At 40.4% G+C, this 26,356-nt stretch carries 21 protein-coding genes, 2 tRNA genes and 1 pseudogene; 11 read left to right on the forward strand and 13 right to left on the reverse strand.

Going from position 1 to position 26,356, the window contains the following annotated elements:
- Window positions 1-91: 91 nt before the first annotated feature.
- The 3 genes from ND6B_RS18310 to ND6B_RS18300 all read right to left on the reverse strand — a co-directional run bounded on the left by ND6B_RS18310 (window position 92) and on the right by ND6B_RS18300 (window position 3,614).
- Window positions 92-1,333 (reverse strand): amidohydrolase family protein, encoded by a 1,242-nt coding sequence (locus tag ND6B_RS18310; RefSeq protein ID WP_033102517.1) that lies wholly within the window; start codon window positions 1,331-1,333, stop codon window positions 92-94.
- A gap of 12 nt (window positions 1,334-1,345) precedes the next feature.
- The gene (locus tag ND6B_RS18305) at window positions 1,346-2,728 is read right to left on the reverse strand and encodes an amidohydrolase (RefSeq protein ID WP_016899875.1); all 1,383 of its coding nucleotides are present in this window, start codon (window positions 2,726-2,728) and stop codon (window positions 1,346-1,348) included.
- A gap of 100 nt (window positions 2,729-2,828) precedes the next feature.
- Window positions 2,829-3,614, reverse strand: a complete 786-nt coding sequence (locus ND6B_RS18300; protein WP_013464747.1) for a hypothetical protein — start codon at window positions 3,612-3,614, stop codon at window positions 2,829-2,831.
- Between the two features lie 443 nt (window positions 3,615-4,057).
- Here ND6B_RS18300 and ND6B_RS18295 point away from each other — a divergent pair, with 443 nt between their 5' ends.
- Entirely contained in the window at window positions 4,058-4,420 is a 363-nt protein-coding gene (locus ND6B_RS18295) for a DUF3718 domain-containing protein (protein WP_033102518.1), read from the forward strand.
- A gap of 97 nt (window positions 4,421-4,517) precedes the next feature.
- Here ND6B_RS18295 and ND6B_RS18290 read toward each other — a convergent pair whose 3' ends face one another.
- A complete protein-coding gene (locus ND6B_RS18290) occupies window positions 4,518-5,210 on the reverse strand; it encodes a hypothetical protein (RefSeq protein ID WP_008465150.1) in 693 nt (230 codons plus the stop codon).
- A 122-nt stretch (window positions 5,211-5,332) separates the two neighbouring features.
- Between ND6B_RS18290 and ND6B_RS18285 the strand changes: the two genes are divergently transcribed.
- Window positions 5,333-6,202, forward strand: coding sequence for a fructosamine kinase family protein (locus ND6B_RS18285; RefSeq protein WP_033102519.1), 870 nt, complete (start codon window positions 5,333-5,335; stop codon window positions 6,200-6,202).
- A gap of 213 nt (window positions 6,203-6,415) precedes the next feature.
- Entirely contained in the window at window positions 6,416-6,619 is a 204-nt protein-coding gene (locus ND6B_RS18280) for a CPXCG motif-containing cysteine-rich protein (RefSeq protein ID WP_008464077.1), read from the forward strand.
- Here the strand turns inward: ND6B_RS18280 and ND6B_RS18275 are convergent.
- A complete protein-coding gene (locus ND6B_RS18275) occupies window positions 6,616-7,242 on the reverse strand; it encodes a riboflavin synthase (protein ID WP_033102520.1) in 627 nt (208 codons plus the stop codon). The two genes, ND6B_RS18280 and ND6B_RS18275, sit on opposite strands and share 4 nt — an antisense overlap.
- A gap of 192 nt (window positions 7,243-7,434) precedes the next feature.
- Between ND6B_RS18275 and ND6B_RS18270 the strand changes: the two genes are divergently transcribed.
- The 4 genes from ND6B_RS18270 (at window position 7,435) to ND6B_RS18255 (ending at window position 10,456) form a co-directional block, all read left to right on the forward strand.
- Window positions 7,435-8,790, forward strand: coding sequence for an MATE family efflux transporter (locus ND6B_RS18270; RefSeq protein ID WP_033102521.1), 1,356 nt, complete (start codon window positions 7,435-7,437; stop codon window positions 8,788-8,790).
- Complete coding sequence (locus ND6B_RS18265) at window positions 8,768-9,817, forward strand: DUF3080 family protein (protein WP_033102522.1); 1,050 nt, start codon at window positions 8,768-8,770, stop codon at window positions 9,815-9,817. Before ND6B_RS18270 ends, ND6B_RS18265 begins: the two co-directional genes overlap by 23 nt.
- A 235-nt stretch (window positions 9,818-10,052) precedes the next feature.
- Window positions 10,053-10,129, forward strand: a tRNA-Val gene (locus ND6B_RS18260).
- Between the two features lie 250 nt (window positions 10,130-10,379).
- Window positions 10,380-10,456, forward strand: a tRNA-Val gene (locus ND6B_RS18255).
- Between the two features lie 443 nt (window positions 10,457-10,899).
- Here ND6B_RS18255 and ND6B_RS19515 read toward each other — a convergent pair.
- Window positions 10,900-11,396, reverse strand: a pseudogene (locus tag ND6B_RS19515) (REP-associated tyrosine transposase).
- 499 nt (window positions 11,397-11,895) lie between these two features.
- Between ND6B_RS19515 and ND6B_RS18250 the strand changes: the two are divergent.
- Complete coding sequence (locus tag ND6B_RS18250) at window positions 11,896-12,669, forward strand: transporter substrate-binding domain-containing protein (protein WP_033102523.1); 774 nt, start codon at window positions 11,896-11,898, stop codon at window positions 12,667-12,669.
- A gap of 36 nt (window positions 12,670-12,705) precedes the next feature.
- Here the strand turns inward: ND6B_RS18250 and ND6B_RS18245 are convergent, their stop codons facing one another.
- Window positions 12,706-13,629, reverse strand: a complete 924-nt coding sequence (locus ND6B_RS18245; protein WP_016899868.1) for a hypothetical protein — start codon at window positions 13,627-13,629, stop codon at window positions 12,706-12,708.
- Window positions 13,630-13,825: 196 nt separating this feature from the next.
- Between ND6B_RS18245 and ND6B_RS18240 the strand changes: the two genes are divergently transcribed.
- Window positions 13,826-14,725: a substrate-binding periplasmic protein gene (locus ND6B_RS18240; protein ID WP_033102524.1), complete on the forward strand. Its 900-nt coding sequence runs from the start codon at window positions 13,826-13,828 to the stop codon at window positions 14,723-14,725.
- A gap of 47 nt (window positions 14,726-14,772) precedes the next feature.
- On the opposite strand, the gene ND6B_RS18235 is transcribed toward ND6B_RS18240, so the two are convergent.
- The 6 genes from ND6B_RS18235 to ND6B_RS18210 form a co-directional block, all read right to left on the reverse strand.
- Window positions 14,773-16,068 carry a sensor domain-containing diguanylate cyclase gene (locus ND6B_RS18235; RefSeq protein ID WP_024601685.1) on the reverse strand — a complete coding sequence of 432 codons (1,296 nt, stop codon included), beginning with the start codon at window positions 16,066-16,068 and terminating at the stop codon, window positions 14,773-14,775.
- 581 nt (window positions 16,069-16,649) lie between these two features.
- The gene (prpF, locus tag ND6B_RS18230; RefSeq protein ID WP_033102525.1) at window positions 16,650-17,825 is read right to left on the reverse strand and encodes a 2-methylaconitate cis-trans isomerase PrpF; all 1,176 of its coding nucleotides are present in this window, start codon (window positions 17,823-17,825) and stop codon (window positions 16,650-16,652) included.
- 12 nt (window positions 17,826-17,837) lie between these two features.
- A complete protein-coding gene (gene acnD, locus ND6B_RS18225; protein WP_033102526.1) occupies window positions 17,838-20,447 on the reverse strand; it encodes a Fe/S-dependent 2-methylisocitrate dehydratase AcnD in 2,610 nt (869 codons plus the stop codon).
- A gap of 135 nt (window positions 20,448-20,582) precedes the next feature.
- Entirely contained in the window at window positions 20,583-21,710 is a 1,128-nt protein-coding gene (prpC, locus tag ND6B_RS18220; protein WP_033102527.1) for a bifunctional 2-methylcitrate synthase/citrate synthase, read from the reverse strand.
- Window positions 21,711-21,735: 25 nt separating this feature from the next.
- Complete coding sequence (gene prpB, locus ND6B_RS18215; RefSeq protein ID WP_013464731.1) at window positions 21,736-22,614, reverse strand: methylisocitrate lyase; 879 nt, start codon at window positions 22,612-22,614, stop codon at window positions 21,736-21,738.
- Window positions 22,615-22,733: 119 nt separating this feature from the next.
- Window positions 22,734-23,447, reverse strand: coding sequence for a GntR family transcriptional regulator (locus tag ND6B_RS18210; RefSeq protein WP_033102528.1), 714 nt, complete (start codon window positions 23,445-23,447; stop codon window positions 22,734-22,736).
- Between the two features lie 263 nt (window positions 23,448-23,710).
- Here ND6B_RS18210 and rsmF point away from each other — a divergent pair, with 263 nt between their 5' ends.
- Entirely contained in the window at window positions 23,711-25,150 is a 1,440-nt protein-coding gene (gene rsmF / locus ND6B_RS18205; RefSeq protein ID WP_033102529.1) for a 16S rRNA (cytosine(1407)-C(5))-methyltransferase RsmF, read from the forward strand.
- A gap of 810 nt (window positions 25,151-25,960) precedes the next feature.
- A partial coding sequence (locus ND6B_RS18200) for a transposase (protein WP_033102530.1) occupies window positions 25,961-26,356 on the forward strand: 396 nt, incomplete at its 3' end.

Below are 26,356 nucleotides of genomic sequence, written 5' to 3' on the forward strand. Positions count from 1 at the left end.
TATTTAAGTGGTTTACTTTGCGGATTGGTATAAGTAAAAGCTGTTCATAAAAAAGGCCGCTAATGCGGCCTTTAAATTCAACTAAACAAGTTTATTTAGTGTATGCACGTGGCATGTTTGATTCTGTTGTATAGCGCTCACGCAGTTTATCTTGGCGAGATTCAGTACTTACCTCAACCCCATTAATAAACATTTTATTTACGTGGCTGCTCAGCTCAAACGGGTCATTACTCCACATTACAACATCAGCGACTTTACCCACTTCTAAGCTACCGGCATTAATACCAAATACATCAGCCACATTTGAAGTCATCGCTTTTAACGCGCCTTGCTGGCTCATACCATAAGACACTGCATTACCGGCATCATAGCGGAGCTGGTAAACATTATGACTGGCATCGCCACCCACAGTTAAAAGTACTTTAACACCTGCTTTTTCTAGTATGCCGGCATTATTTAGGCTTGCATGTAATGAATCAAAACTGCCTGGTAAGTTATCCATTGCACTGATGATCACAGGAATACCCGCTTTTGCGATACGATCTTTAACTACAACGGCATCTTGCGCACCATTAAGAACAATATTTACCCCAAACTGCTGTTTCACTTTTATAAGTTCAACAATATCCGATGCACGCGACACACTAATTAGTAATGGCATATCGCCTTTTAGTACTTTAGCCATTATTTTATCTTCAGCACTTGGCTTAGCATCGTCTTTTTTAGCTTCTTTGCTTGCTTTAGTTTGGTGCTCATCTAACTTATTGATCAGTGTTTGCAATGTAAATGCACGAGAGCCTTTGCTTCGCTCACCCAAATGAACCACTAATGCCGCTTGCTTTTTGTTTACGCTTTCAAAGCTGCCGCTTAAATCCACCACACTGGCAAGGCCTGCAAATATGCTGTCACCGCCGTACGGGGTGATCAAATCGCGAGTAACACCGCCTTTACGTGCATAAGGGATTAGGCTTGAACGAGGGTTAAATGCCAAGCTTGCATCAAAATCAATACCTGCTTTTTCTTCTCCCGCATCGCGAGAGCCCGCAACCGCACCTACTTCAACTAAACCAAGTTGATTTACAGTGGCAATAAAACCAGGGGTCACGATTTGACCTTTGGCATCAATAATTTTATCTGCTTTAACATCGCTAGGATTGATTGCAGTAATTTTGCCATCATTCATTACGATGCTGGCAGACTCTAATACGCCTTGATCTGAGGATGTATGCAGTGTTGCGTTAATTATAGCAAGAGATTGAGCGCTCACCGCACCCGATGCTAGTAACCCTGCAGCAACCAGAGAAAGCGAAAACGAACGTGATAATTTTTTCATTCTGGGTGCTCCTTATTGTTGACCTAACATAAAATCACTTTGTGCTTGGAATGCGCTATCGTTTCTATCGTAAACTTTTGCGCCATCAACAAACACTTGCTCTGCTTTTGCGTAAACGCTAAATGGGCTTTGATTCCAAATAACCACATCAGCTTGTTTACCTGCTTCAAGTGAGCCTGTTTTATCTTCAATGCCGAGTGATTTAGCGGCATTAGCCGTGATCCACTTAATTGCATGCTGCTCAGAAATATCAAAACCATTTTGGTTTGCACTGTACATTACTTTTGCGGCTTCTTGATTTAAGCGCTGAATCGTCGTGTCTGAGTCTGAATGCACAACGGCACATGAGTTTTTAACTGCATCAACAATCGCTACGTTCTCTTGTACCATATCGTAGGCTTCCATTTTAAAGCCCCACCAGTCTGGCCAAAGTGCTGCACACGAGCCATTTTCAGCCAGTAAATCTGCGATTTTATAAGCTTCAATACCGTGATGGAATGTACCCGCATGGTAATTAAACTCTTTAGAAAGGTCGATCATCATCGCCATTTCTTCAGCTTTATAACAGTGATTGTGAATACGAACCTCACCCTCTAAAACACCGCGAAGGGTATCGTATTTAATATCGCGGTGTGGAGCTTCTGGGTTTTTACCCGCAGCGTAATCAGCATCGTATTTGTCCCAAGCACGCTTGTACTCTTGCGCACCAATCCAAGCTGTGCGATAGCCTGCCATGTTACCCATACGTGTCATCGGTAATTCACCTTTACGGCCATAAACGCGTTTAGGGTTTTCACCACACGCCATTTTTAAACCGTATGGTGCATCAGGAAACTTCATCCCTTGCATGGTGTGAGCCGGTACATTTTTAAGGGTAACGCCACGTCCACCAAATAAATTAGCTGAACCTGGTAAAATTTGTAACGAGGTAATACCGCCTTCACGTGCGCGATTAAAGCCTGGATCTTGTGGCCAAATTGAATGCTCAACCCATACTTCCGCTGTATTTGGACTAGTCATTTCGTTGCCATCTTGGTGAGACTCAACCGACGGATTTGGGTAAGCACCTAAATGAGAGTGAACATCAATAATACCTGGTGTTACCCATTTGCCTTGCGCATCGATAGTGGTGTCTGCGTTAGCGGTTAAATCTTTACCTACTTGCTGTACTTTACCATCAACAAGTAATACATCGGCTTCATCTAAACGCTCACCCGTGCCAGTTAATACAGTGGCATTGGTAATTAATGTGCTTGATGTAGCAACGGGTTGATAAGTACTTGGGTATGGGTTTTTATTAATGGTTACTTTTGCATCTTGCGGGCCGCTTTCTTGGCAACCAACAAGAGCCGCTGCTAAACCAACAGCTAACAATGAGGGAGCAAATTTTTGCATGTTTTTAGGTTCTCCTGTTTTTTTACTACTTTAGCGAAAGCAAACGCATAAAGCTAAAAAAACAGGTGAAAAGGCGGTTATTTAAGGTGAGTTTCTGTAATTATTTTTTTATATAATTGTTATAAAGCTTATCCAGTGCCCCTTCAGTGGTGAGCGATGGATCTTTACTAATAAAGTGTTTAACCGTTCGGGTTACAAAATCCGAATTTTGCTTATGTAATTTTGAAAAATCTTTAATTAATGTATTACCATCTTTTGCGGCGGTGACTTTATCATGACGATGCCTGTATTGGCTCAATGCCTTATTAAAATCGCCTTGATAATCCTCGACTAAAATTTTATAAAAATCACTTTTTTGTACTTTTAATACAGTAATGCAATAGTTAAGCGCTTCTTTAAAGTCGGTAAATACGGTGCCTTCTACATCAAACTCTTTGGTTTTTTCGCGCACCGTAACGCGCGCTTCTTCAGTGGCATAACTAAACCCTGTAAAGGCGAGTCGCTCAGCCGCTTCTTTACCGAGTTTCATGCCCGCTTGAATGCTGTGCGCAAATTCATCGCTCATGTCGCCAAGCTCGCTTTCTTCCCACATGTTGTACACACGTAAGGGCTTGGCGTATTTATTTGATAGTTTCTTTTTAAGCTTACTAAAACGCTCATCAATGGTCATTAAGCGTTCATTATGAAGTAATGCATGGCATTCATAACAAGCCGCAATAGCAACAAAATCTGCTTCTTCGCCTAAATCAATAATACTTTGTAACATGTGCAATGGTGGGCAATGATCGCGCTCTGTTGCCTCACAGCCGCAATAAAAACATTGGTTAAAATGCTGTTGCTCACACGCATAAGCTTGCTGGTAGTAACTAGCTAACGTTTTATTCACAATTGCGCTCCAAAAATATAAAATGCCACAAATTTAGGGCGCGATAATAACAGTCTGAAAAAATATTTCAGTATGAAAACGCTAAAGTGTGTCAAAAATAAATTACTTAACCTGAACTTTGGTTAAGATATTTACTAACATATTGAATTATATTAATAATTTAGTTCGTTTTCTCCAGCTAGAAATTTACAGTGAAAACAAGGCGAATTTTCGCGTCAATAGCGGGCCTATTGCAAGTAAATTCAACGCAGTTAGCGCTGAAAATAGCTGCTTGAGATAGATTTATTATCCATAGTTCAGGTTACTTATGAACAACTTTTCATACACCTACAAAATTGCATAATTTATATACACATCTTCTTACAGCTTGCCCCATTCAGTTAACAACATTCTGGCTACATTAAACAATACTTAAGTTGCACATAAACAAAGAGGCAAATACTATGATTTCTTTCAAAGCAACTCTATATTCAACTGTATTATTGGGCGCAGCAACATTAACAGCGCCTGTAATGGCAACCACTTTTGTTGCCGCTGATTCATCACCCGGTACACAAGTTTGCATGGCCGTTGCATCTAACAAACAACTGACACTGCACGAAACAATTAAAGAGCTCCATATCAACAAGCATGTAATTGGCAAAAAATTACGCTGCAATGATTTATCAATGAATGATTTTGTAGCGCTTTATGATTTAGACAAATCAGCACGCTTTTTCAATATTGAGGCTACCACCAGCACATCAATAAGGGATTTGGCAAAGGTAAATAAACTGATGGTGGTTATTATGGCGGGATCTAAATAACCTAAATTATGACTAGGAAATCGGTTTTAATACGTTCAATTTACGCGAATCAAACACGTTAAGCAGGGCTTAGTACCTGCTTAACGTGTATTTATTATTAAATAAGCGCTGCCAACAAACCAAACAAGCCACCAAATACCCCACCCCATACAACGAGCCAACCTAAATGCTCACGGATCATGGTTTGAATAATTTCTTTTACCATTTTAGGGGTGAGTTCATCTAGGCGTTCATCCACTAATTTAAGTACCGTATTATGTAAGCTTTCCGCGTTATTTCCTTGAGTAAGCATGTCGCTTACTAGCACTTTAAAATCGTCGGTGTCGCTTATTTGTACCAGTGATAATTGCATTTTTTCGATAAATTTTTCTCGCATTGGCTCTACCGCCTCTGTACCGCCAAACATTGCCAGCATGCTGCCAAATTGTGATTGCTCTATCACCAATAACAAATTATCGAAAGCGGGATTTAAATCTACCTTTTCAATTACCGATTCAAAGTCTATCGTTGGCTGCGCCTTGCTTAGAAGCTTGTCTATTTTATGCTCAGAAAAGAACTCCGTAAGTATTAAATTTCTTATAGCTACTTTAAAGCTTTCAAACTTGAGCGCAATCACCCCCGATCCATATAAAAACGGGACTTTTTCAAATAGCATATGAATAGCGAGTAAGTTTGTAACCGCACCAGAGAGTGCAAATAAGCCCACCGAAAGTACAATGGCTTGATCAAATACAAAACCAATAACAACACAACACGCTGCCAATAAGTTAGTGATAAAACTTTTATTCATTTTTATTCCGTTTCAGTGATTTGTATCAGAAATTGATAGTCTTAATTTTACACCGATTAATTTGTTTATTTAATCCCTTTTTGCCATAGTTTATTTATAGGTTTAAAAGGTGAGCAATTGTTATGTGGAAAACAATCAATCAACAGATCAGCCAAGCTATCCATTACGATTTTAAACACACCCATAAACGTCAGTTGCAAAACACATCAACCGATAAGCTTTTCCATATAAGTGATGGCAAGCACAATTATTTAGTTAAAATTGCGCAAAAAAATGAGCTTGATCGCTTTGAAGCACAAGCACAGGGCTTAAAACAACTCACTCAAAACAGTATATTTATGGTGCCCGACTGTATTACAACTGGCGCCAATATAGAATATGCGTTTATTGTATTAGAGTGGCTTACACTTGATGACCTTCCCCACACGCATTGGTCAACGATGGGTGAACACCTTGCCATGTTACATCAAAAACACGAGCAAGCGATGTTTGGTTTTGATACAGACAATTATTTAAGCTCTACGCCTCAACCAAATCAATGGCATAAAAAATGGGATGTATTTTTTGCAGAAGAACGTATTGGTTGGCAATTACAGCTATTAGCTGAAAAAGACATTGTGCTGGCAGACCCCGAACAACTGATAAATTTAGTAAAAGAGCAACTGCATAATCATCATGTTTTGCCCTCATTATTACATGGCGACTTTTGGCGCGGAAACATGGGATTTGTAAATAATATTCCGACCCTATTTGACCCTGCCTGCTATTACGGTGATCGAGAGGTCGATATTGCTATGAGTGAACTTTTTGCCCCATTACCCGATGAATTTTATAGCGCCTATGATCATCATTATCCACTCTCTCAGAACTACCAACATCGTAAGCTTATTTATCAGCTTTACCCTATTTTAAACCATGCCAATATTTATGCAGGCCATTACCTAAATCAGGCTAAAGAACACGTTGAAAAACTACTAAACTTAAATAAATGAGTAAACAAAATATAAGCACTATACTTATACTTGAATTCTACAAAATAAATCTATTCGAGCGTTATTTTTAACGCTAATTGCATTGAATTTATTTGTAATAAATCAATGTTGATAGCTCAATATGAGTAAATCATTTAGTCAGAGTTTAAGCTACTTAGTATTAAGCCGTTATGTGCTATCTAGGTAAAGTAACTTAATTTTTAAGGGGGGGTTATGAAAGACTTTTTATCACAACGTATCGCCTGCCCACATTGTGGACACCATATTCATTTAGACCTTGATGCCAGTATGGGCGACCAAGACTACTATGAAGAATGCAGTGCTTGCTGTAATCTAATTCATTTAAATATGCATATAGACTATGCACGTAATAAGTTAGAGTTACACGTGGACAGCGATGACGAACAAATATTTTAGCTATGTTGGCGCATGTAGTTTTCGACGGTGTTTATAATAGTGTATGTTTGCTGATCAACTTCTATATTAAACTCATCACCTACAACGGCTGCACCTAAATTAGTAATATCGAGTGTTTCTGGTATTAAGTGTAACCAAAAGCCATGCTCATCAATATTGCCAACCGTTAAACTGGCGCCATTAATAGATACAAACCCTTTGTATAACACATATTTTTGCCATTTTTTTGGAAGGCTAAGCTGCATTTTATAGTTATTTTCTAGTTTAACTATTTGCGCTATTTTGGCAGTACAATGAATATGGCCAGAGACTATGTGCCCACCCAGCTCAGTACCAAACGACACTGAACGCTCGTAATTGACTAAACTACCCAATTCCAGTTGTCCAAGGTTAGTAAGCTGCAAAGTTTCGTCAATAACATCAAAATGCACTTGAGCCACTACATCTTGATTACTAAGCTCTACTTTAACTACCGTTAAGCAGCAACCATTTATAGCGATGCTAGCACCTAAGTCTAAATGCTTTACGTATTGCTCATTAACAGAAACGACTAAACGTAATACACCCTGCGTATGGGTTCTAGAGACTACTGTTGCTTGAGTTTGAATAATACCGGTAAACATAAAAATCGCTTCTCTTTCTAACAAAGTGCTAGTTTAACGTATCAATCGCTAAAATAATTCACTTAATAGCACTTTTATTCGCAACAAAAGTAAGCTTATGCAGCAATTTAATAGATTCGCTGATTGTCTACATAGATAGAGCAATCACAATAGATTACAATGCGCCCATGTTTTTCTGAATAGCTGTTTTTTATGACTTTTTGTAGTTGGGAAGCTAAACGTTTACTTTCCCTCGCCTTTCCCGTTTTTTTAGCACAAGTGACCTTAGTATTAATGTCAGTGGTTGATACCATTATGGCCGGACAAGTGAGTCCAACCGATCTCGCTGCCCTCTCAATTGCTACAGGAATATGGAACCCAATTTTATTAGCAATACAAGGTATTCTATTAGCCCTAACGGGAGTCATTGCTCAATTTGCGGGTGCTAAAGATCGCAACGGCATTAGCCATTATTTTCAGCAAGCGCTTTATTTAACGCTCCTTTTGAGTATTGCAGGTTTTTGTGCTGCCCAGCTTGCCAATACCGTTATTTTACAGCTTGATACTAGCCCGGCGATTGCGGGACTTGCTTTTGATTACATTCATTTTGTTAAATGGGGTGTATTTGGTTTTTTAATTTTTACCGTGTATAGAAATATGACCGAAGGTATGGGGATGACCAAGCCTGCGTTTTATATCAGCCTACTCGGACTTGCGGTAAATATCCCACTCAATTATATTTTTATTAAGGGCTTATTTGGTCTACCCGCATTTGGGGGCGCTGGCTGTGGTATTGCCACCGCACTGGTATTTACTGTAATGGCTATTGCGCAAGTTACTTATTGCCAGCTGAGTAAAAAAATAGATGCCAAAGGCTTATTAACTGGCTTTGAAAAACCCAATTTTAAAACCATTGGTATTATTACCAAACTCGGTATTCCTATTTCACTCGCTACTTTTTTTGAAGTGACCTTGTTTGCCTGTATTCCCCTGTTTATTGCGCATTTGGGTGCGGTGGCTGTGTCTGGCCATCAAATTGCAGCCAGTGTGACTGCACTATTATTTATGATGCCTCTGAGCCTCTCAATTGCCATTAGCATACGAATTGGTAATTTATTTGGGCAAAATCATTTAGATCAATTAAAAGTAGCAGTATCAACAAGTTATATTATGGCGGCTATGGTTGCGTTGTTTATCGCTTTTATTACATTTATAGGGCGTGATGTGATCAGCCAATTATATAGCGATAGCCCTGCGGTACTTGCGCTTGCTTCATCAATTATGATTTTAGCCTGTATTTACCAACTTCCTGATGCATTACAAGTAGCTGCAAACGGTATTTTACGTGGTTTAAAACACACAGCGCCGATTTCGTATATCACTTTTATTTCTTATTGGTTAATCGGCTTTAGTTTAGGCTACGTATTAGCAAGAACAGACATAATAGTGCCAGCAATGGGCCCTCATGGTTTTTGGATAGGTATTATCGTTGGCTTATCAGTTGCAGCTATACTACTGATGCTGACCGTTCATAGGCGATTTAAACGTGAACCATTTATTCTCTCTTAAACAATCAATCTATACCAAACTGCCGCTTAATTGGTTATTGGCGGCATGTTGTATGGTGCTTTTGGGCTGCTCAGAGCAGCCCAGTGAGGCAAATAAAACCTATTTGTCTCGCTTGAGTAATACCTTACAAACGCCTGAGCCACACACAAAGCCACTGCAACAATTAGCCTTAGTAAAGCCAGTTGAAGCGTTGCAACCTGCGATTAAAATTGGCATAACTGAACTAGCTGGTATTAGCCAATGTAAACTTAACGTTCTGATAAGCGAGCATAATAATCAATTAGGCAAAACAGCCACCGCTGCTAGTAAATTGAAGTACCAAATAGATTTTATTCAAAGCGCGCAAAACTGTTTAAACACCTTAGATAAACAAAGCAACGTTCACAGTAAAATTACAGCGGCAAAAAACCAAAAACAAACTCAACTCACTCATTATTTTAATAATGTTTTATATAGTGAACCTGAACTGAGCAGCACTTGGCAGCTAACTGGCCAAGAACTCAGCACCCAACCGGCTGGGTTTAGTGACACGGTTGAGGCGCTTAAAAAGCTAACGACCATTAAACACCAAATAGAAACTAAAGGGAGTATGGCAATAAACAGCGATGATATTTTGTCAGCGCTTGAACCGCTCAACAGATACAAATTTGACCAACAGCTTATTCAAGCTGCGCGAGAACAAATTAGCTTAAATCATACAGCAACCCAGTTTGTAAATTCATTAGTAGTAGAAGATATCTGCCCTAAAGGGAAAAACAAGCAGCAGGCTAAAATTGTCAGTAATATATTTAATAAATATTATTTAAAACAAATACAGCCTTATCAAGCACAGCTGAGCGGGTATTTAGAAACATTGCAGCCGCTTTATATGCAGCTATGGTTTAATCAAGCAGTGAGTAGTGAAGCGGTAAATGCCCTACTTGACCCAAATTCTAACAACTTACTCTCTCAGCTAAAAGCGTCAGCAAAAGAGCATGTTATCTGGTGGCAAAAATTTTATAAAACGTGCGAAATCAGTCCAATATGAATAAAAAAACGGCAAATAAACTTAAAAACCATAAACATGCTTGATTCACCACTCATCACGCTATATATTAGCGACCGTTGTTAAGCAATTAACAATTTTTAAATACAGAAGTACGACTGTAGCTCAGTTGGGCGAGATTGGACCGAAGCGAAGCTTCGCAGCCGAACGAGGTGGAGGCAGGACGCCGACAGGATGAAGCTTCATGGATGAATTAAATAGTACGTAAACTCATAGTACGACTGTAGCTCAGTTGGTTAGAGCACTACCTTGACATGGTAGGGGTCGGTGGTTCGAATCCACTCAGTCGTACCAAATTTTTAAAGATTTAATTAAAGTACGTTGAAAGAAAAAGCACTACCTACTCTTGATCACCCGGTCCAGAAGTCGGTGGTTCGAATCCACTCAGTCGTACCAAAATGAGTAAATGCTGTATTTAAAGTACGATAAAGGAAAAAGCACTACCTACTCTTGATCACCCGATCCAGAGGTCTGTGGTTCGAATCCACTCAGTCGTACCAAAATGAGTAAATGCTGTATTTAAAGTTTAAGAATTTCATATTGTACGACTGTAGCTCAGTTGGTTAGAGCACTACCTTGACATGGTAGGGGTCGGTGGTTCGAATCCACTCAGTCGTACCAATTCAAAAAAACACCTCAAGAAAAAGCACTACCTACTCTTAATCACCCGCTCCAAGGGTCAATGCTCCAAATCCACTCAGTCGTACCAATTCAAAAAACACCTCAAGAAAAAGCACTACCTACTCTTAATCACCCGCTCCAAAGGTCGGTGGTTCGAATCCACTCAGTCGTACCAATTCAAAAAGAACGTAGGTCGGTTAAGTGGCGAAGCCGCGCCACCCGACATTAGGTTGCATTCCAACACCAAACGCCATCCAACATAAAGCAAAGCCTGAACCGGTAATGACCAATACCAACATCGTCGGATGGCGCCTCTGAATTATCCAACATCGTCGGATGACGCCTCTGAATTATCCAACAGCGTCGGATGACGCTTCCGGCTTATCCGACCTACGTTCATTATTGTTAACGTATGTGAAACACCCGACATAAAATATATTATATTATTCCCCACACCAATTACGGCTGTACATTCCTGATGCGACCGCTTTATGAAAGCTTGAATAAGGCCAATCAACTACCCGTTCAACCAAACCATGTTTAAGCGGATTAAAATGAACATAATTTACATGGTGCCAATAATCACGTTCATCAACAATGGTATGCTCCCAAAAACGGCGTTGCCAAATTCCTCGTTCATTTTTATTAATGCGTGCGAGTGATACATGTTCGTTTTTAGGCAAGCCTTTAGAAAAACGTTTTTTAATTTCGCGCCAACGGCCAGAATAATCGCTATCACCTTTGGGTAAAGTTAACACTGCATGCATATGATCAGGCAACACCACCCACGCATCAATATAAAATGGTTTATGCATTTTACCCAGCGCACAGCCCCACGCAATAAATCAATATGCTCAACCAATAATGACTCTTTACGATCCTGCAAATTAACCGTAAAAAAATACGTTCCTCCCGGTTGATAATTTCTACGATATCTCACAAAAAATCTCCTTATAATAAACGGCTAATACCTCTGGGTTATTCAATACCTTAGGATAACGCCTTTGAATTATCCAACATCTTCTGATGGCGCCTCTGGCTTATCCAACATCGTCGGATGACGCCTTCGAATTATCCAACATCGCCGGATGGCGCCTCCGAATTATCCAACATCGTCGGATGACGCCTCCGAATTATCCAACATCGTCGGATGGCGCCTCTGACTTATCCAACCTACGTTAATTATTAAGGACGTAGGTCAGTTAAGTGGCGAAGCCGCGCCACCCGACATTGGGGAAACACCCGCCATCAAGCAACGCCAACATCAAAAAGCTCCAAAAAAGCGCACACGCTCTAAACTTCCTTAATAAATATTAGGTAACATCCATTTAATCACGTTGCAAAGTCAGAATTTATTGCTTGAAAATTAATACTATGTTAACAAGTAGGCTATCTTATAAGATGAAATATCAGAAAGTATTCTAGGAAAGGATTTACCTGTGAAGTCTGCCGCACTCATTACATTACTATTGCTATTTATTTTTGCTGGGCAAGTTCAAGCTAAAACCCTAGTCAAAGTGGGTGGCTATGAATTTCCTCCCTACATAGAGATTGTTGACGGCCGTGCTTCAGGCCTTACCGTAGAGCTAATTAGCGAACTCAATAAAATACAATCTGACTATCATTTTGAGCTTGTGCTCACCACACCTATTCGGCGCTTTAAAGATTATCAGCAAGGTTTGTTCGATGCGGTATTTTTTGAAGATCCAAACTGGGGGTGGCTGCAAGGCAACCATATAATCAGTAACTCCCCTGTGATAGCAACAGACAGCGAAGTATTTATTGCTTTAAAGCAATTTGCAAAGTCACAAGCTTGGTTTGATAACTTAGACGATAAAACCCTCATTGGGATTTTAGGCTATCACTATCAGCTAGCAAACTTTGAAAACAATCCATCAATACTTGAAAACGAATATAAAATGACGTTACTGAGCAGTCATAAAAAAAGTATTGAATTAGTATTAAAAAAACGCAGCGATATGGCGATTGTTACCCGTTCTTACTTAAATCAATACCTGAATAAATACCCAGAAAGTAAAAAAAAGCTGCTTATCTCTGAACGCGTCGCGCAAACCTATAAACACCAATTATTAATTCGCCCTACACACCAACTTAATGTAAACACACTTTATAAAATAGTAAAAAAAACACTTGCACAAAATACCCTAGCAACCAAATTAAAGATACTTAGCCTACAACAACATGATATTTAGTGGTGCTGCTTTAATACTAATAACATTACTAATAACTTAATGGCAATAACTAGAAAATTTGCTATTTTCATCGTGTGTCGCAAACTCAACCAGCGTCATCAATAAATCACTGTGTTTATGGGTAAAGCCAGTACTAGAAAGGCGTTTTTCTAAATAGGACGTAAAGTTTTTTCGTTGCAGGTGTTGGCTATGTAATTTTATTAACAGCTCTGACTGCTTTTGGTTAATTAACCGCGTCTCGTAAATCGGGTCTTCATCTGGCCAATTTTCTACAGGCGAGCCCTTTTGCTTAAACACAAAATCACTAAGTGAACGCTCGATTTGATTATAATCGTGCTCCCCTAGCAGTTTTTCTATTTCCTTTAATAAGCTTGAGTACAAAACACGCGGGAAAAGCTTGTAAAAATCATGATTTTTAAAGGGCTCTCCTTGTGGAGTTTGCTGCCAATTTTCAAAACTTGCTCGCAAAGCCTGAACTAATATACGTCCTACATAATGGCTTTTTTGGAATGAGACACCTTGCGATTCTAGCCTTGAAAGTACGTGATTTAAACGTTGCTTTAAGCTACGTACTTCTAGCTGCAATTCGCTTTTTTCTGTCTCTAATAATTGTATTTCTTGAGCACTGGTTGTTATTTTTTGCTCTAGTTTATTTATTTTAACTTGCGCGCCATAAAACAAATCACGGGTATCATTAAGCTCAGCCATAACACTGGCATTTTTTAATTTAATACTCGAATTACCCTCAATAGCATAAGTAGTAAGCTGTTTGCTCTGAGAGAGCGCTTTATTTAAAGTACTTTCTAACTTACTCTCAATAACTTGCCCAGACTTACTGCCTTTAAGTAAAGAATGTAAGGTTGAAGAAATATGCTTTTGGTACCAATTTTGGATCTGCTTACACTGCACATCAGATAAATTAGCAAATGGATTGTCTTCACTTATTGGCTTGTTAGCCATAAAAATTCCCTCTAGTAAAAAGACTTTTTGTTGTTATGTCGTATTAAAGTGAAATTACCTACCTTTGCATGTTAATAGCTATCGCTTTTTAAGGCTATATTTAATTGTTTGTATACTAGAAGAACCTCACTATTTAAGTTGTTTATTCCAAATAACGCACTAAACTTAAAATTAAAGATAAAAATGCATTATCCTTATGAGAATATTTTTAATCGCTGCCTTAGTACTATCATTTTTCACTTACGCACAACCTGCGCCAGTAACCTATACGGTCGACAATAAAAATATCACACTTCCCGGAGAGAAATACAAAAGCGGCTATGGCTATAATTTAAAAGCCGATACAGTTCTTCGCTTAGTTACACTTAATTGGCCCCCTTATATAGACGATCACTTATGCAATAAGGGCTGGCTATATCAACTTACAGTAAGCATGTTAGTAAAACGCGGCTATGGTGTACATATAGAGTTTTACCCTTGGGCGCGTGCCGTTCGTGAAGCTGAATTAGGTAAAGCTGATATTTTATTTCCTGAGTATTTTATTAGTGACGATGTAATGTCAGAAAACATTTTAACCAAAACACGTAATCAGTTATTGGCGTTATCTGAGCCCATTCCTGGTGGCGACTTATCATTTGTAGCACTTAGAGATCACAGCATAAATTACGATGGCAGTATTGAGTCTGTAAAAAACAGGGTTATGGGGGTGGTACGTTCATATAAAAATAGTAAAGAATTAGATGAACTTATTGAACAAGGCGAAATAAAAACCATCGTTGCTAACAGTGAGTATCAGCTTATTCATTTGCTTTTAAATGGTCGGGTTGAGCTTATTGTTGCCGACTTAGAAGTGCTAAAAGCCAGTATTTATAAATCACTATTATCAGCTAGAGAAAAAAAGAGGATGCTTAGTGCGCTAGTTGCATTAACGCCAAGCATAGAATACAAAGCCCTGTATTATGAAATCAGTAAAAGTACGCCTAATTGGCAATTTATCTTAGATGATATCAACGCAGAAATAGCGAATATGCGTGCAAATAATGAATTTGAGCGCTTTATAAAAAATAAAAAACAGCAGTGTTATAACCTCGATTAAGCCATAGGCAGCTAAATTTGAGCGTGCCTGTTTTCAGTTATATCTACTCATAGTCTGAGGCTTTGGTTAAACACCACCGTTTGGTTCCGTCCGGTTGTTTTTGCATTATAAAGTGCGGTATCGGCATTTCTTAATAATCCCTGCAGCGAACACGACTCAGAAGTCAAACTTGATACACCACTGCTTATTGTATAACTCACCTGCCCGCCACTTGATAACTGCACTGGGTTATCTTTTAAATGATCTTGCAACTTTGCTAAGGTTTTAACAACGGTACTGACACATTTGGTAGGCGAAACAATGCAAAACTCTTCTCCTCCTAAACGCGCTATAATATCATCACTGTCACAAAATGATTTAAACGTAGCAGCTATGCTTTGCAACACACTATCTCCGCCTTCGTGTCCAAATTGATCGTTAATGCGCTTAAAGTGATCTATATCTATCATCGTAAGGGTTAAGTGCTGGCTGTCTTTAATACACTCATCAAGTGCAAGTTTAGCTGTTTCCATAAACCCTCTTCGGTTGAGCAAATTAGTAAGCGGATCTTTAATGGTTAAATCTTTTAGTTGTGCTTGATACTGCTTCATTTTTGTAATATCGCGCTCAATCGCTGCATAGTAAGCCACCTCACCTAACGCATTTTTTAATGGAAAAATATTCATATCAATCCAATAAGGCTCACCTGATTTTTTATAATTTAGAATTTGCTCAGATACTTGCTGTTTATTTTCTAGCGCATGCCTAATTTTATCGCGTGTGGCTTGTTGAGTTTTAGCGCCTTGTAAAATGCGCGGCGTTTTACCTCTAACTTCATCTAAATGATAACCCGTTACTTTAGTAAACGATTGGTTTGCATAAACAATTTTAGGGCCATCATTAGTAATAGGGCTTGCCTCGGTAACTAAAATAACGTCGCTGGCTAATTCAACAATTTCTTTAAATGGAATAGCTTGTTTTTGATGAGTAATATCGATAAAAGTGACGACTATTTCAGCAATGTTGTTCTGCTCGTCAAACTCTGGATAAGCGTTACATAGCACCCATGTAATTTCGTCGCTTGAGCTGTCACATATACCTATTTCAAGATTCATCAATGGTTTTTGGGTTTTAATAACAACACTAACAGGATACTGAGAACTCTGCAGTGGTTGACGAAATTCATCCAGTAATTTCCATTTACTATCAAACGAGTCGCGCCCTAACGCTTGCTCTTTTGTTAAACGTAAAATATTTAAAGCCGCAGGATTTGCATACAAAATTCCTGTGTCTGGTGAATGCACCACCACACCGGTTTGTAAGTTTTGTATTAACCTTTCTGCATTTAGCCTTGATAAATCCATTAATGCACTCCGTACAAACTGTATTGAAAAAATACACGGGCTAGGGTCTGTTAACCTTTGCGGATTACAATTTGTTCAAACTAGGAGCTGTTTAATCGCGGCGCGAGGTTTGTAACCTAGTGGACTCGATAACTGCTCCTGCGTTATTCTACTGGCTTACATCCATGTAAGAATAAGTAAAAACCGAGCAAAGCTTCGGCGTCCTGCTCACGCCCCTTACCTACATCCATTTAGGCAACAAAGAGTAAATCGCCCCTAGGCAGAACCCTTCGGGCAGCGCCTGTTTGGCATTGATGCTGCGTTATCGCCTATTTATGGGGAATAACCACACCACATAGGCTCTGCCTTGCCTAAATACCAAACAGACTACTGCAAATTTAACCTTGAAAGGTCAACAGACCCTAATGTTCATTTTAATATAAGTGAATATTTGCCGACATAACAGAAAAAATGTTGCTGTTTATTGGGCACCCCTCAACAAAGTACATTTTACAACCTATTGAATGACTGAATAAAAAAGCCGCAAACTAAGTTAAGTTCGCGGCTTATTATTTTACTATAGTACGTATTTTGGGTGCTAGTTAGTCATAATCAAATGGCGCTCTTACCCAGCCTTCCATTAATACACGTGCGCTGCGGCTCATACTCGCTTTAGTCACTTGCCATTGGCCATTTGTAACAACCGCCTCGGCACCTACTTTAAGTGTGCCCGATGGATGACCAAAGTTAACCTCGTTAATAGCACCGCCACCAGCGGCCAAATTAACTAATGTTCCGTCAATTGCGGCTGCTGTGCCAATAGCCACGGCGGCTGTGCCCATCATTGCATGGTGTAACTTACTCATTGACATTGCACGTACTAACAAATCTATATCGCTTGCATTAACCTGCTTACCACTTGATGATTTGTAATTAAGCGGTGCAGCCACAAACGCCACTTTAGGTGTGTGTTGGCGTGCTTGCGCTTCATTAATAGTATTAATTAGTCCCATTTTTACCGCGCCATAGGCACGAATGGTTTCAAGCTTAGTGAGTGCGGCTTCATCAGCGTTTATATCATCTTGTAGCTCAGTACCGGAATAACCAATATCGCTGGCATTTACAAAAATAGTAGGGATACCTGCGTTGATCATAGTTGCTTTTAATGTCCCCACACCTGGTACTTCTAAATCATCAACCACATTGCCTGTTGGAAATAGCGCACCATCACCATCAGCAGGGTCAATAAATTCAAGCTTTACTTCAGCGGCAGGAAACGTCACACCATCTAACTCAAAGTCACCGGTTTCTTGAACTTGAGCGTTAGTCATGGGTACATGCACTAAAATACTTTTTTTAATGTTCGCCTGCCATACGCGCACAATAGCAATGCCATTATCCGGTACGCGAGATTTATCAACTAAACCATTGCTGATGGCAAACGCGCCCACGGCAGAGGTTAAGTTTCCGCAGTTACCACTCCAATCAACAAACGCTTTATCAATGGCGACTTGACCAAATAAATAATCAACATCGTGATCGGGCTGTTCACTCTTACTCAAAATAACCGTTTTACTGGTACTTGAGGTTGCTCCGCCCATGCCGTCGGTTTGTTTACCGTATGCATCTGGGCTACCAATAACGCGTAATAATAAGCTATCGCGCGCCGCACCTGCCACTTGGGCAGGTGCGGGTAAATCGGTTAAATTAAAAAAAACCCCTTTACTCGTGCCACCACGCATATAGGTCGCAGGCACTTTAATTTGTGGTTTAAACATAAACGTGTGTCCTTATGATGCTTGCGTGGCTTCTAAAAAGTCTTGCGCAAAGCGTTGTAACACACCGCCTGCCGCATAAATAGAGAGCTCTTCTTGCGTATCTAGTCGACATTTCATGGGTACGTTTAATACCTCGCCATTTTTACGCGTAATAACAAGCTCTAGGGTTGCACCTGGTGTTGGTTCGCCCTTCACGTCGTAGCTTTCGCTACCATCTAGATTAAGTGTTTTACGCGTTGTGCCTGGTTTAAATTCAAGCGGCAATACGCCCATACCAATTAAGTTAGTACGGTGAATACGTTCAAACCCTTCGGCTGCAATAACCTGAACACCAGCAAGCCTAACGCCTTTTGCTGCCCAATCGCGCGAAGAGCCTTGGCCATAATCAGCACCTGCCACAATAATGAGTGGCTGTTTACGCTGCATGTAGGTTTCGATTGCTTCCCACATGCGTGTGTTTTCACCTTCTGGCTCTATTCGTGCGTACGAGCCTTGCTTCACTTCTCCGTTTTCATCTAATACCATTTCGTTCAATAGTTTAGGGTTTGCAAATGTAGCTCGTTGAGCGGTTAAGTGATCGCCTCGGTGAGTGGCGTATGAGTTAAAGTCTTCTTCTGGTACGTTCATTTTAGTTAAGTATTCACCTGCCGCGCTGCTTGCCATAATCGCATTAGAGGGTGATAAATGATCGGTTGTAATGTTATCGCCAAGTACTGCTAACGCGCGCATACCTGTCATACTGCGCTCACCTGCCAAAGCTCCTTCCCAATAAGGTGGGCGGCGAATATACGTACTTTCTGGGCGCCAATCGTAAAGTGGGTCGTTATCTTCGCCGTAATCAACAGTTAAGTTAAACATTGGCTCGTATACTTTTCTAAACTGCTCTGGTTTTACGCTTTGTTTGATAACCGCATCTATCTCTTCATCAGATGGCCATAAATCTTTTAAGGTTACATCGTTACCTTGCTGATCTTTACCGAGTATATCTTTTTCTATATCAAAGCGAATGGTACCCGCAATTGCATAAGCAACTACTAAAGGTGGTGACGCTAAAAACGCTTGCTTAGCATACGGATGAATTCGGCCATCAAAGTTACGGTTGCCCGAAAGCACAGCCGTTGCGTATAAATCGCGGTCAATCACTTCTTGTTGAATTTTAGGGTCCAACGCACCACTCATGCCGTTACAGGTAGTACAGGCAAAACCCACAATACCAAAACCGAGTTGCTCTAGTTCAGTGAGTAAGTTTGCATCTTCAAGGTACGACTGCACCGCTTTTGAACCCGGCGCCAATGAGGTTTTAACCCACGGTTTACGCATTAAGCCTTTAGCGTTTGCATTTCGCGCCAATAAACCTGCAGCAATTACATTGCGCGGGTTACTGGTATTAGTACAGCTGGTAATAGCGGCGATAATACAGGCGCCATCTGGCATTAAGCCTTCTTCGTTCTCAACAACACCCGAAATACCTTGCGCTGCTAAATCGCTGGTAGATACACGACGATGCGGATTTGAAGGCCCTGCAATGTTGCGCCCTACGCTTGATAAATCAAACTTGAGTACGCGATCGTATTGAGCAGTTTTTAAGCTATCACTCCATAAACCTGCTGTTTTAGCGTAGTTTTCTACCAGGGCAATTTGATCTTCATCACGGCCTGTTAAACGCAAGTAATCAATAGTTTTATCGTCGATGTAGAACATAGCAGCGGTGGCGCCAAATTCTGGGGTCATGTTCGAAATGGTGGCTCTATCGCCAAGGGTTAGTGCATCAGCCCCTTCACCGTAAAACTCAAGGTAAGTCGATACCACACGTTGCTCACGTAAAAATTCGGTAATCGCCAGTACAATATCGGTTGCAGTTATGCCAGGCTGGCGTTTACCGGTAAGCTCTACGCCCACTATATCTGGTAAACGAATATATGATGCGCGCCCAAGCATTACGCTTTCGGCTTCAAGGCCACCTACGCCGACAGCAATAACACCTAATGCATCAACATGCGGGGTATGGCTGTCGGTACCTACTAAGGTATCTGGGAAGGCAATGCCATCGCGGTTTTGAATCACCGGCGACATTTTTTCAAGGTTAATTTGATGCATGATGCCATTACCCGGTGGGATCACATCAATATTTTTAAACGCTGTTTTGGTCCAGTTTATAAAATGAAAACGGTCATCGTTGCGTCTATCTTCAATGGCGCGGTTTTTTTCAAATGCATCGGGATCAAAACCTGCGTGCTCAACAGCTAATGAATGATCCACAATCAGTTGAGTAGGTACAACCGGATTTACTTTTGCAGGATCGCCGCCTTTTGCAGCGATAGCATCGCGCAGGCCCGCTAAATCAACCAGTGCGGTTTGGCCTAAAATGTCATGACATACAACGCGTGCCGGATACCACGGAAAATCTAAGTCTTGTTTACGCTCAATTATTTGGTTAAGCGCATCGGTTAGCATTTCGGGCTCACAGCGACGCACTAAGTTTTCGGCAAATACACGCGAACTGTAAGGTAGTGTAGCGTATGCGCCTGGCTTAATGGCATCGACGGCGGCTTGGGTATCGTAGTAATCAACATTTGAGCCTGGTAAAGGCTTACGGTATTGGGTGTTATTAATAATGGTCATAATAAATTCGCTAATTTGGTGACGGAGGAGAGTACGCTAAAGCGCTATAATGAGTAATCATCAGCGCTATAATGAGTAATCATCAGCGCTATAAACAATAAAAGGTGAGCTAGGCTCACCTTAAACGCTAACTAATTAGCCTCTTGATTCGATTGGCGTGTAGCTACGCGCATCTGGCCCGGTGTAATCAGCACTTGGGCGAATAATACGGTTATTTGCACGTTGCTCTTTTACATGTGCTGTCCAACCGGTTACACGGCTCATTACAAAGATAGGCGTAAATAACTTAGTAGGAATACCCATAAAGTGGTACGCCGATGCATGGAAAAAATCAGCATTACAGAATAACTTCTTCTCACGCCACATGACTTCTTCACAACGAACAGATACCGGGTAAAGCACCTCATCACCCACTTCTGCGGCTAATTTTTCAGACCACTTTTTAATAATAACGTTACGTGGATCTGACTCGCGGTAAATTGCGTGGCCAAAGCCCATAATTTTATCTTTACGCTCAAGCATCCCCATTAGCGCGTCTTCAGCTTGATCGGCGCTGCTAAAGCTTTCAATCATATCCATTGCGGCTTCGTTGGCACCACCATGCAGTGGACCACGTAAGGTACCAATTGCGCCAGTTACACATGAGTGAATATCAGAAAGCGTTGATGCACACACGCGACCGGTAAAGGTAGAGGCATTAAATTCATGCTCTGCGTACAAAATTAGCGATACATTCATTACTTGTGCAAATAATTCACTTGGCGCTTTATCGTGTAATAGCGTTAAAAAGTGTGCACCTACTGAATCATCATCAGTTTGTGTTTCGATGCGAACACCGTCATGAGTAAAACGATACCAGTAACAAATAATGCTTGGGAAAATTGCCACCATACGGTCAATCGCATCGTTTGCTTCGCTAAAGTCATTTTCCATTTCAAGGTTACCTAGCATAGAACACCCTGTGCGCATTACATCCATTGGATGTGCCTCTTTTGGAATGTTCTCAAGCACTGTTTTTAGTGCCTCTGGTAAACCGCGCAAGCTTTTAAGTTTTGCTTTGTACTCTGCCAGTTCGCTTGATGTTGGTAGCTCCCCGCGAGAAAGTAAAAACGACACTTCTTCAAACTGCGCTTTTTCAGCCAGTTCGCTAATGTCGTAACCACAGTAAGTTAAACCTGAGCCTGTTTGCCCTACTGTACATAATGCTGTTTGTCCTGCTACTTGGCCACGTAAGCCTGCGCCACCTAATGCTTTATCTACCATGATTTGTCTCCTGTTGAATTTTTTATTATTTGTCAGATTTTGCTGAAAAAAGGTTATCTAGCGTGTTTTCGTACGAGTGATAATCTAAAAAGTCGTAAAGCTCTGCACGCGTTTGCATGTTTTCAATTTGGCTTTGTTGAGAACCTTCATTCAAAATTGCTGAATACACGTTAAGTGCGGCTTTATTCATTGCTCTAAATGCACTTAATGGGTAAAGCACCATTTCTACGCCCACATCGCTTAGTTGCTCTTTGGTGTAAATTGGGGTTTGGCCAAACTCAGTAATATTGGCCAAAATAGGCACATTAATCGCCTTAGTAAATGCTTGGTAATCAGCAAGATCATGAACCGCTTCTGCAAAAATCGCATCGGCACCGGCTTCAACACAAGCTGCTGCACGGTCTATCGCCGCATTTAAGCCTTCTTTTTGAAACGCATCGGTACGCGCCATAATGTAAAAATCGCTATCGGTTTTAGCATCAACCGCCGCTTTAATTCGGTCTACCATTTCAGCTTGGGTAACTATTTCTTTATTAGGGCGATGGCCACAACGCTTTTGGGCCACTTGGTCTTCAATATGAAAGCCTGCTGCCCCCGCTTTAGTCATTTCTTTAACGGTACGGGCAATATTAAACGCCCCACCCCAACCTGTGTCGGCATCAACTAACAAAGGTAAATCGCTAGCACCGGTAATACGGCGAATATCTTCAAGCACGTTATCAAGGCTGGTCATCCCTAAATCTGGCATACCAAATGAGGCATTAGCCACACCTGCACCCGATAAGTAAATAGCCTGATGGCCCATTTTTTCAGCCATCATCGCGGTGTACGCGTTAATAGTACCTACCACTTGTAACGGGTGGTTATTTGCAATTGCCTGTTTAAATTTTAATCCTGCTGACATTACCTTCTCCTAACTTTGAACGGGGCTGCTCTTTGGCAACTTAGTATTTTTTAATAATGTGACATATGTATTAGGGTCTATTGACCTTTCAAAATTTAATCCGCAAAGGTCAACAGACCCTAGTTAACCACTTCATTTTGAGTGGCTTGTACTGATTGATATCTATCAAATTTTGCTTGTATATTTGCTTGAGAAGCGCTTATATGGCGCTTCATTAGCATTTCAGCGAGCTCACCATCATGGTTTTCTATGGCGTTAATAATGGCTAAATGTTCGTCAAACGCTTTCGATACGCGTGGCCCAACCATGCCCATTTGCACACGGTACATTCTTATTAATTGGTACAGGTCGTGGCATAACAAATGTATTAAGTGAGCGTTTTTACTGCCTTTGATTATTCTGTAATGAAAATCTAAGTCGCCGGCTTCTTGATAGTACGACTCACCTTCTTTAACACGCTGAGTTTGCAAATGCTGATTAAGTAATTGTTTCAAGCTTTGTACTTCATCGGCTGCCATATTGTCGGCAGCTAACCTACATGCAAGTCCTTCAAGGGCACTGCGCACTTGATACACCTCAATTAAACGCTCTGCGGTTAATGCCACAACGCGACAACCTATATTGGCTTTGCGCTCAACTAAATAACAACTTTCTAAACGATTTAATGCCTCTCTAAGCGTTGCACGGCTTACACCATAACGCTTTGCAAGTTCCGGCTCTGATATTTTACTGCCTTGTGCAATACTGCCTTCTACTATCTCGCGGCGCATATCTACAAACACTTTATCGGAAGCGGTTGTAACTGCGGTGTCGTTCAAAAAGTGCTGTGTCATAAAGTTTTTTATATTGTCGACAATTTATGGGTTAACTATGTGCTTATTATTTATACCTGTCAACCCTAGAACCACTTAAATCGAGTGAAAAACCACCACATTGTCGACATTATTAGCCAAAAGTATAATGAAAGATTGTATTTAAGCTATTTTACTCAACAAGGTGTCGACACCTTTAAAGGGTTACTATTTCGTTTTTAACACTGAAAAAAATCGTTAAAAATGCTATTATCCTGCTTTATTTTGACTGTATGAGCCAAAACGTGGACGCAAACACTTATATCCCTGAGCCATTTATTAACGACGTAAAAACCTATTTACCCGAGCACCTAAACTTAGATGACTTTTTAAGTGCATGTCGTCGTCCACTGCGTAAATCTGTTCGCGTTAATACATTAAAAATGAGTGTTGAAGAGTTTAAGCAACAAGCGGCTCAAAAAAACTGGCAACTTACCGCTATTCCTTGGTGCGACGAAGGTTTTTGGTTAGAGCGCCCAAACGATGAAGAGCAAAACCTAGCGCTGGGCAATACCGATTTACACTTAAGCGGGGCTATGTACGTACAAGAGGCAAGCTCAATGTTGCCGCCAATGGCACTAAAACAAAGCTTACAAACCAGCCAAACGGTTCTTGATATGGCCTCGGCACCGGGTTCAAAAACCTCACAACTTGCCGCGTTAATGAACAATCAAGGCGTGCTAGTGGCCAATGAGCTGTCGTCGTCACGTTTAAAAGTGCTCAGTGCGACATTGAAGCGTATGGGTGTAGGTAACTGTGCACTATCGCATTTTGATGGTGTGGTATTTGGCAATTACATGTTTGAGTGCTTCGACAGCATTTTACTTGATGCTCCTTGTTCAGGCGAAGGCACGGTTCGTAAAGATAGCGACGCGCTAAAAAATTGGTCTATCGAGTCAAATATTACCATTGCCCAAGTACAAAAAGATCTGATTAAAAGTGCGTTTTATGCACTTAAACCCGGTGGCACATTAGTGTATTCAACCTGTACGTTAACTCCACTCGAAAACCAGCAAGTATGTAGTGCGTTATTAGATGAGTTTGGCGAATATATAAGCCCTGAGTCATTAAGCGACTTATTCCCAGGGGCTGATAAAGCCACTACCGCAGAGGGCTACTTACATGTTTGGCCGCAAACGTTCGACAGCGAAGGTTTTTTTATTGCCAAATTTAAAAAGCACAGTAGTTGCGAAAACCAAACATTAAAAGTTAAAAAAGGCGCGTTCCCGTTTAACCAATTTGACAGTAAACAGCAAGATGAGTTTATGAGCTCTCTCAAAAAGCAATTTAGTTTAACGAGTCTGCCAGGTACGTTAAAACAACGCGACAAAGAGCTTTGGCTGTTTCCTGATGAATTTGAAGTGATTCAAAACAAAATTAAATATGCGCGATTAGGTATTCAGGTAGGCGTTATTCATAAAAATGGCGTACGCCTAACGCACGAATTTGCCACCGTATTTGGAAAGCAGTGTAAAAGTAATGTACTGGCATTAACCAATGAACAGGCTAACGATTACTTTAATGGGAAAGATATACGCCTAATAGAGGTAACCAAAGCCAGCGGCGAAGTGATCCTAACTTTATGTGGCTGCCCTATTGGCTTAGGAAAATGGCAAAAAAATAAAGTTAAAAATTCTTTACCACGAGATTTAGTACAAAATACGCAGTTAATAAACTGGGCGTAAACTCTAATAAAGATGTGCATAACAAATGTAACTTACTGTAATTACGACAGTATAAAAAACGAACAAAAATGTGTATTTTTAGCGTTTTTGACTATACTTAAATAACTTTCTTCTTCTCCCTAAGAATCTGAAAGTGTCTTTAGTTAGCGCAGGGCTCAAATACGAGCCCCTCTATAACCCAGAGTTCTTATAGCTCTGGGTCTTTTTTTGTCTAGGGGAAAGTTAACGGGCTTCGGGGATCGGGTTACGAGCTTAATCCCGAAACTTGCCCTAGCATTACAATTAGATCTTTAAGAGAAATTATGCACAAAGAGGGCTAAGAGACGCTGCGCTTTTAGAGGTAGTAACAAAATAATTAGTCACTTAGGTTAATGGCTTTGGTTTCTCATTTACTTCTCATTCGCTTCTCTCAGTGCAATAAGATCTTTAAGAAAATTATGCACAAAGAGGGCTAAGAGACGCTGCGCTTTTAGAGGTAATGACAAAATAATTAGTACTTAGGTTAGTGGCTTTGGTTTCTCATTTACTTCTCATTCGCTTCTCTCAGTGCAATAAGATCTTTAAGAAAATTATGCACAAAGAGGGCTAAGAGACGCTGCGCTTTTAGAGGTAGTGACAAAATAATTAGTACTTAGGTTAGTCGCTTTGATTTCTCATTTACTACTCATTCCCTTCTCTCAGTGCAATAAGATCTTTAAGAAAATTATGCACAAAGAGGGCTAAGAGACGCTGCGCTTTTAGAGGTAGTGACAAAATAACCCCCTGTGTCAGGATAGTTGTCGCCTCTAACATTTAGCAGAGGCAAATAAAATGAGACGTCAATTTACACAAGAATTTAAAGTTCAAGCTGTTGAAAAAGCATTATCTCAATGTGATGATGTTCGCTTAGAAGATATTGCAGATGACTTAGGTGTCGGTTATTCAACGTTACAACGTTGGATAGCACTGGCAAAAAAGCATCAACTTGAAATACACCAGACGGGTAGCCAAATGACAGCAGAAAAACGACCACAAGACTGGAGTTTAGAAGAAAGACTCAACGCAGTAATTGAGTGTGGAAGTTTAGATGAAGCCGCCATAAATGAATACTGCCGTAATATAGGGCTTTATCCGCATCATATTCAGCAATGGAAGAAAGACTTAGTAACACCACCTTCAAATAAAACAGTAAAGTCAGACAGTAAACAGCTTAAGCAAGAAATAAAG

Origin of the sequence: Pseudoalteromonas sp. ND6B (assembly GCF_000764215.1) — a bacterium.
Taxonomy (GTDB): Bacteria; Pseudomonadota; Gammaproteobacteria; order Enterobacterales; family Alteromonadaceae; genus Pseudoalteromonas; species Pseudoalteromonas tetraodonis.

Bases quoted from the DNA above. Each gene is read 5' to 3' on its own strand.
- ND6B_RS18310 (WP_033102517.1), bottom strand. From the start codon at position 1,333: ATGAAAAAATTATCACGTTCGTTTTCGCTTTCTCTGGTTGCTGCAGGG.
- ND6B_RS18305 (WP_016899875.1), bottom strand. From the start codon at position 2,728: ATGCAAAAATTTGCTCCCTCATTGTTAGCTGTTGGTTTAGCAGCGGCT.
- ND6B_RS18295 (WP_033102518.1), top strand. From the start codon at position 4,058: ATGATTTCTTTCAAAGCAACTCTATATTCAACTGTATTATTGGGCGCA.
- ND6B_RS18290 (WP_008465150.1), bottom strand. From the start codon at position 5,210: ATGAATAAAAGTTTTATCACTAACTTATTGGCAGCGTGTTGTGTTGTT.
- ND6B_RS18285 (WP_033102519.1), top strand. From the start codon at position 5,333: ATGTGGAAAACAATCAATCAACAGATCAGCCAAGCTATCCATTACGAT.
- ND6B_RS18280 (WP_008464077.1), top strand. From the start codon at position 6,416: ATGAAAGACTTTTTATCACAACGTATCGCCTGCCCACATTGTGGACAC.
- ND6B_RS18275 (WP_033102520.1), bottom strand. From the start codon at position 7,242: ATGTTTACCGGTATTATTCAAACTCAAGCAACAGTAGTCTCTAGAACC.
- ND6B_RS18270 (WP_033102521.1), top strand. From the start codon at position 7,435: ATGACTTTTTGTAGTTGGGAAGCTAAACGTTTACTTTCCCTCGCCTTT.
- ND6B_RS18245 (WP_016899868.1), bottom strand. From the start codon at position 13,629: ATGGCTAACAAGCCAATAAGTGAAGACAATCCATTTGCTAATTTATCT.
- ND6B_RS18240 (WP_033102524.1), top strand. From the start codon at position 13,826: ATGAGAATATTTTTAATCGCTGCCTTAGTACTATCATTTTTCACTTAC.
- ND6B_RS18235 (WP_024601685.1), bottom strand. From the start codon at position 16,068: ATGGATTTATCAAGGCTAAATGCAGAAAGGTTAATACAAAACTTACAA.
- prpF (WP_033102525.1), bottom strand. From the start codon at position 17,825: ATGTTTAAACCACAAATTAAAGTGCCTGCGACCTATATGCGTGGTGGC.
- acnD (WP_033102526.1), bottom strand. From the start codon at position 20,447: ATGACCATTATTAATAACACCCAATACCGTAAGCCTTTACCAGGCTCA.
- prpC (WP_033102527.1), bottom strand. From the start codon at position 21,710: ATGGTAGATAAAGCATTAGGTGGCGCAGGCTTACGTGGCCAAGTAGCA.
- prpB (WP_013464731.1), bottom strand. From the start codon at position 22,614: ATGTCAGCAGGATTAAAATTTAAACAGGCAATTGCAAATAACCACCCG.
- ND6B_RS18210 (WP_033102528.1), bottom strand. From the start codon at position 23,447: ATGACACAGCACTTTTTGAACGACACCGCAGTTACAACCGCTTCCGAT.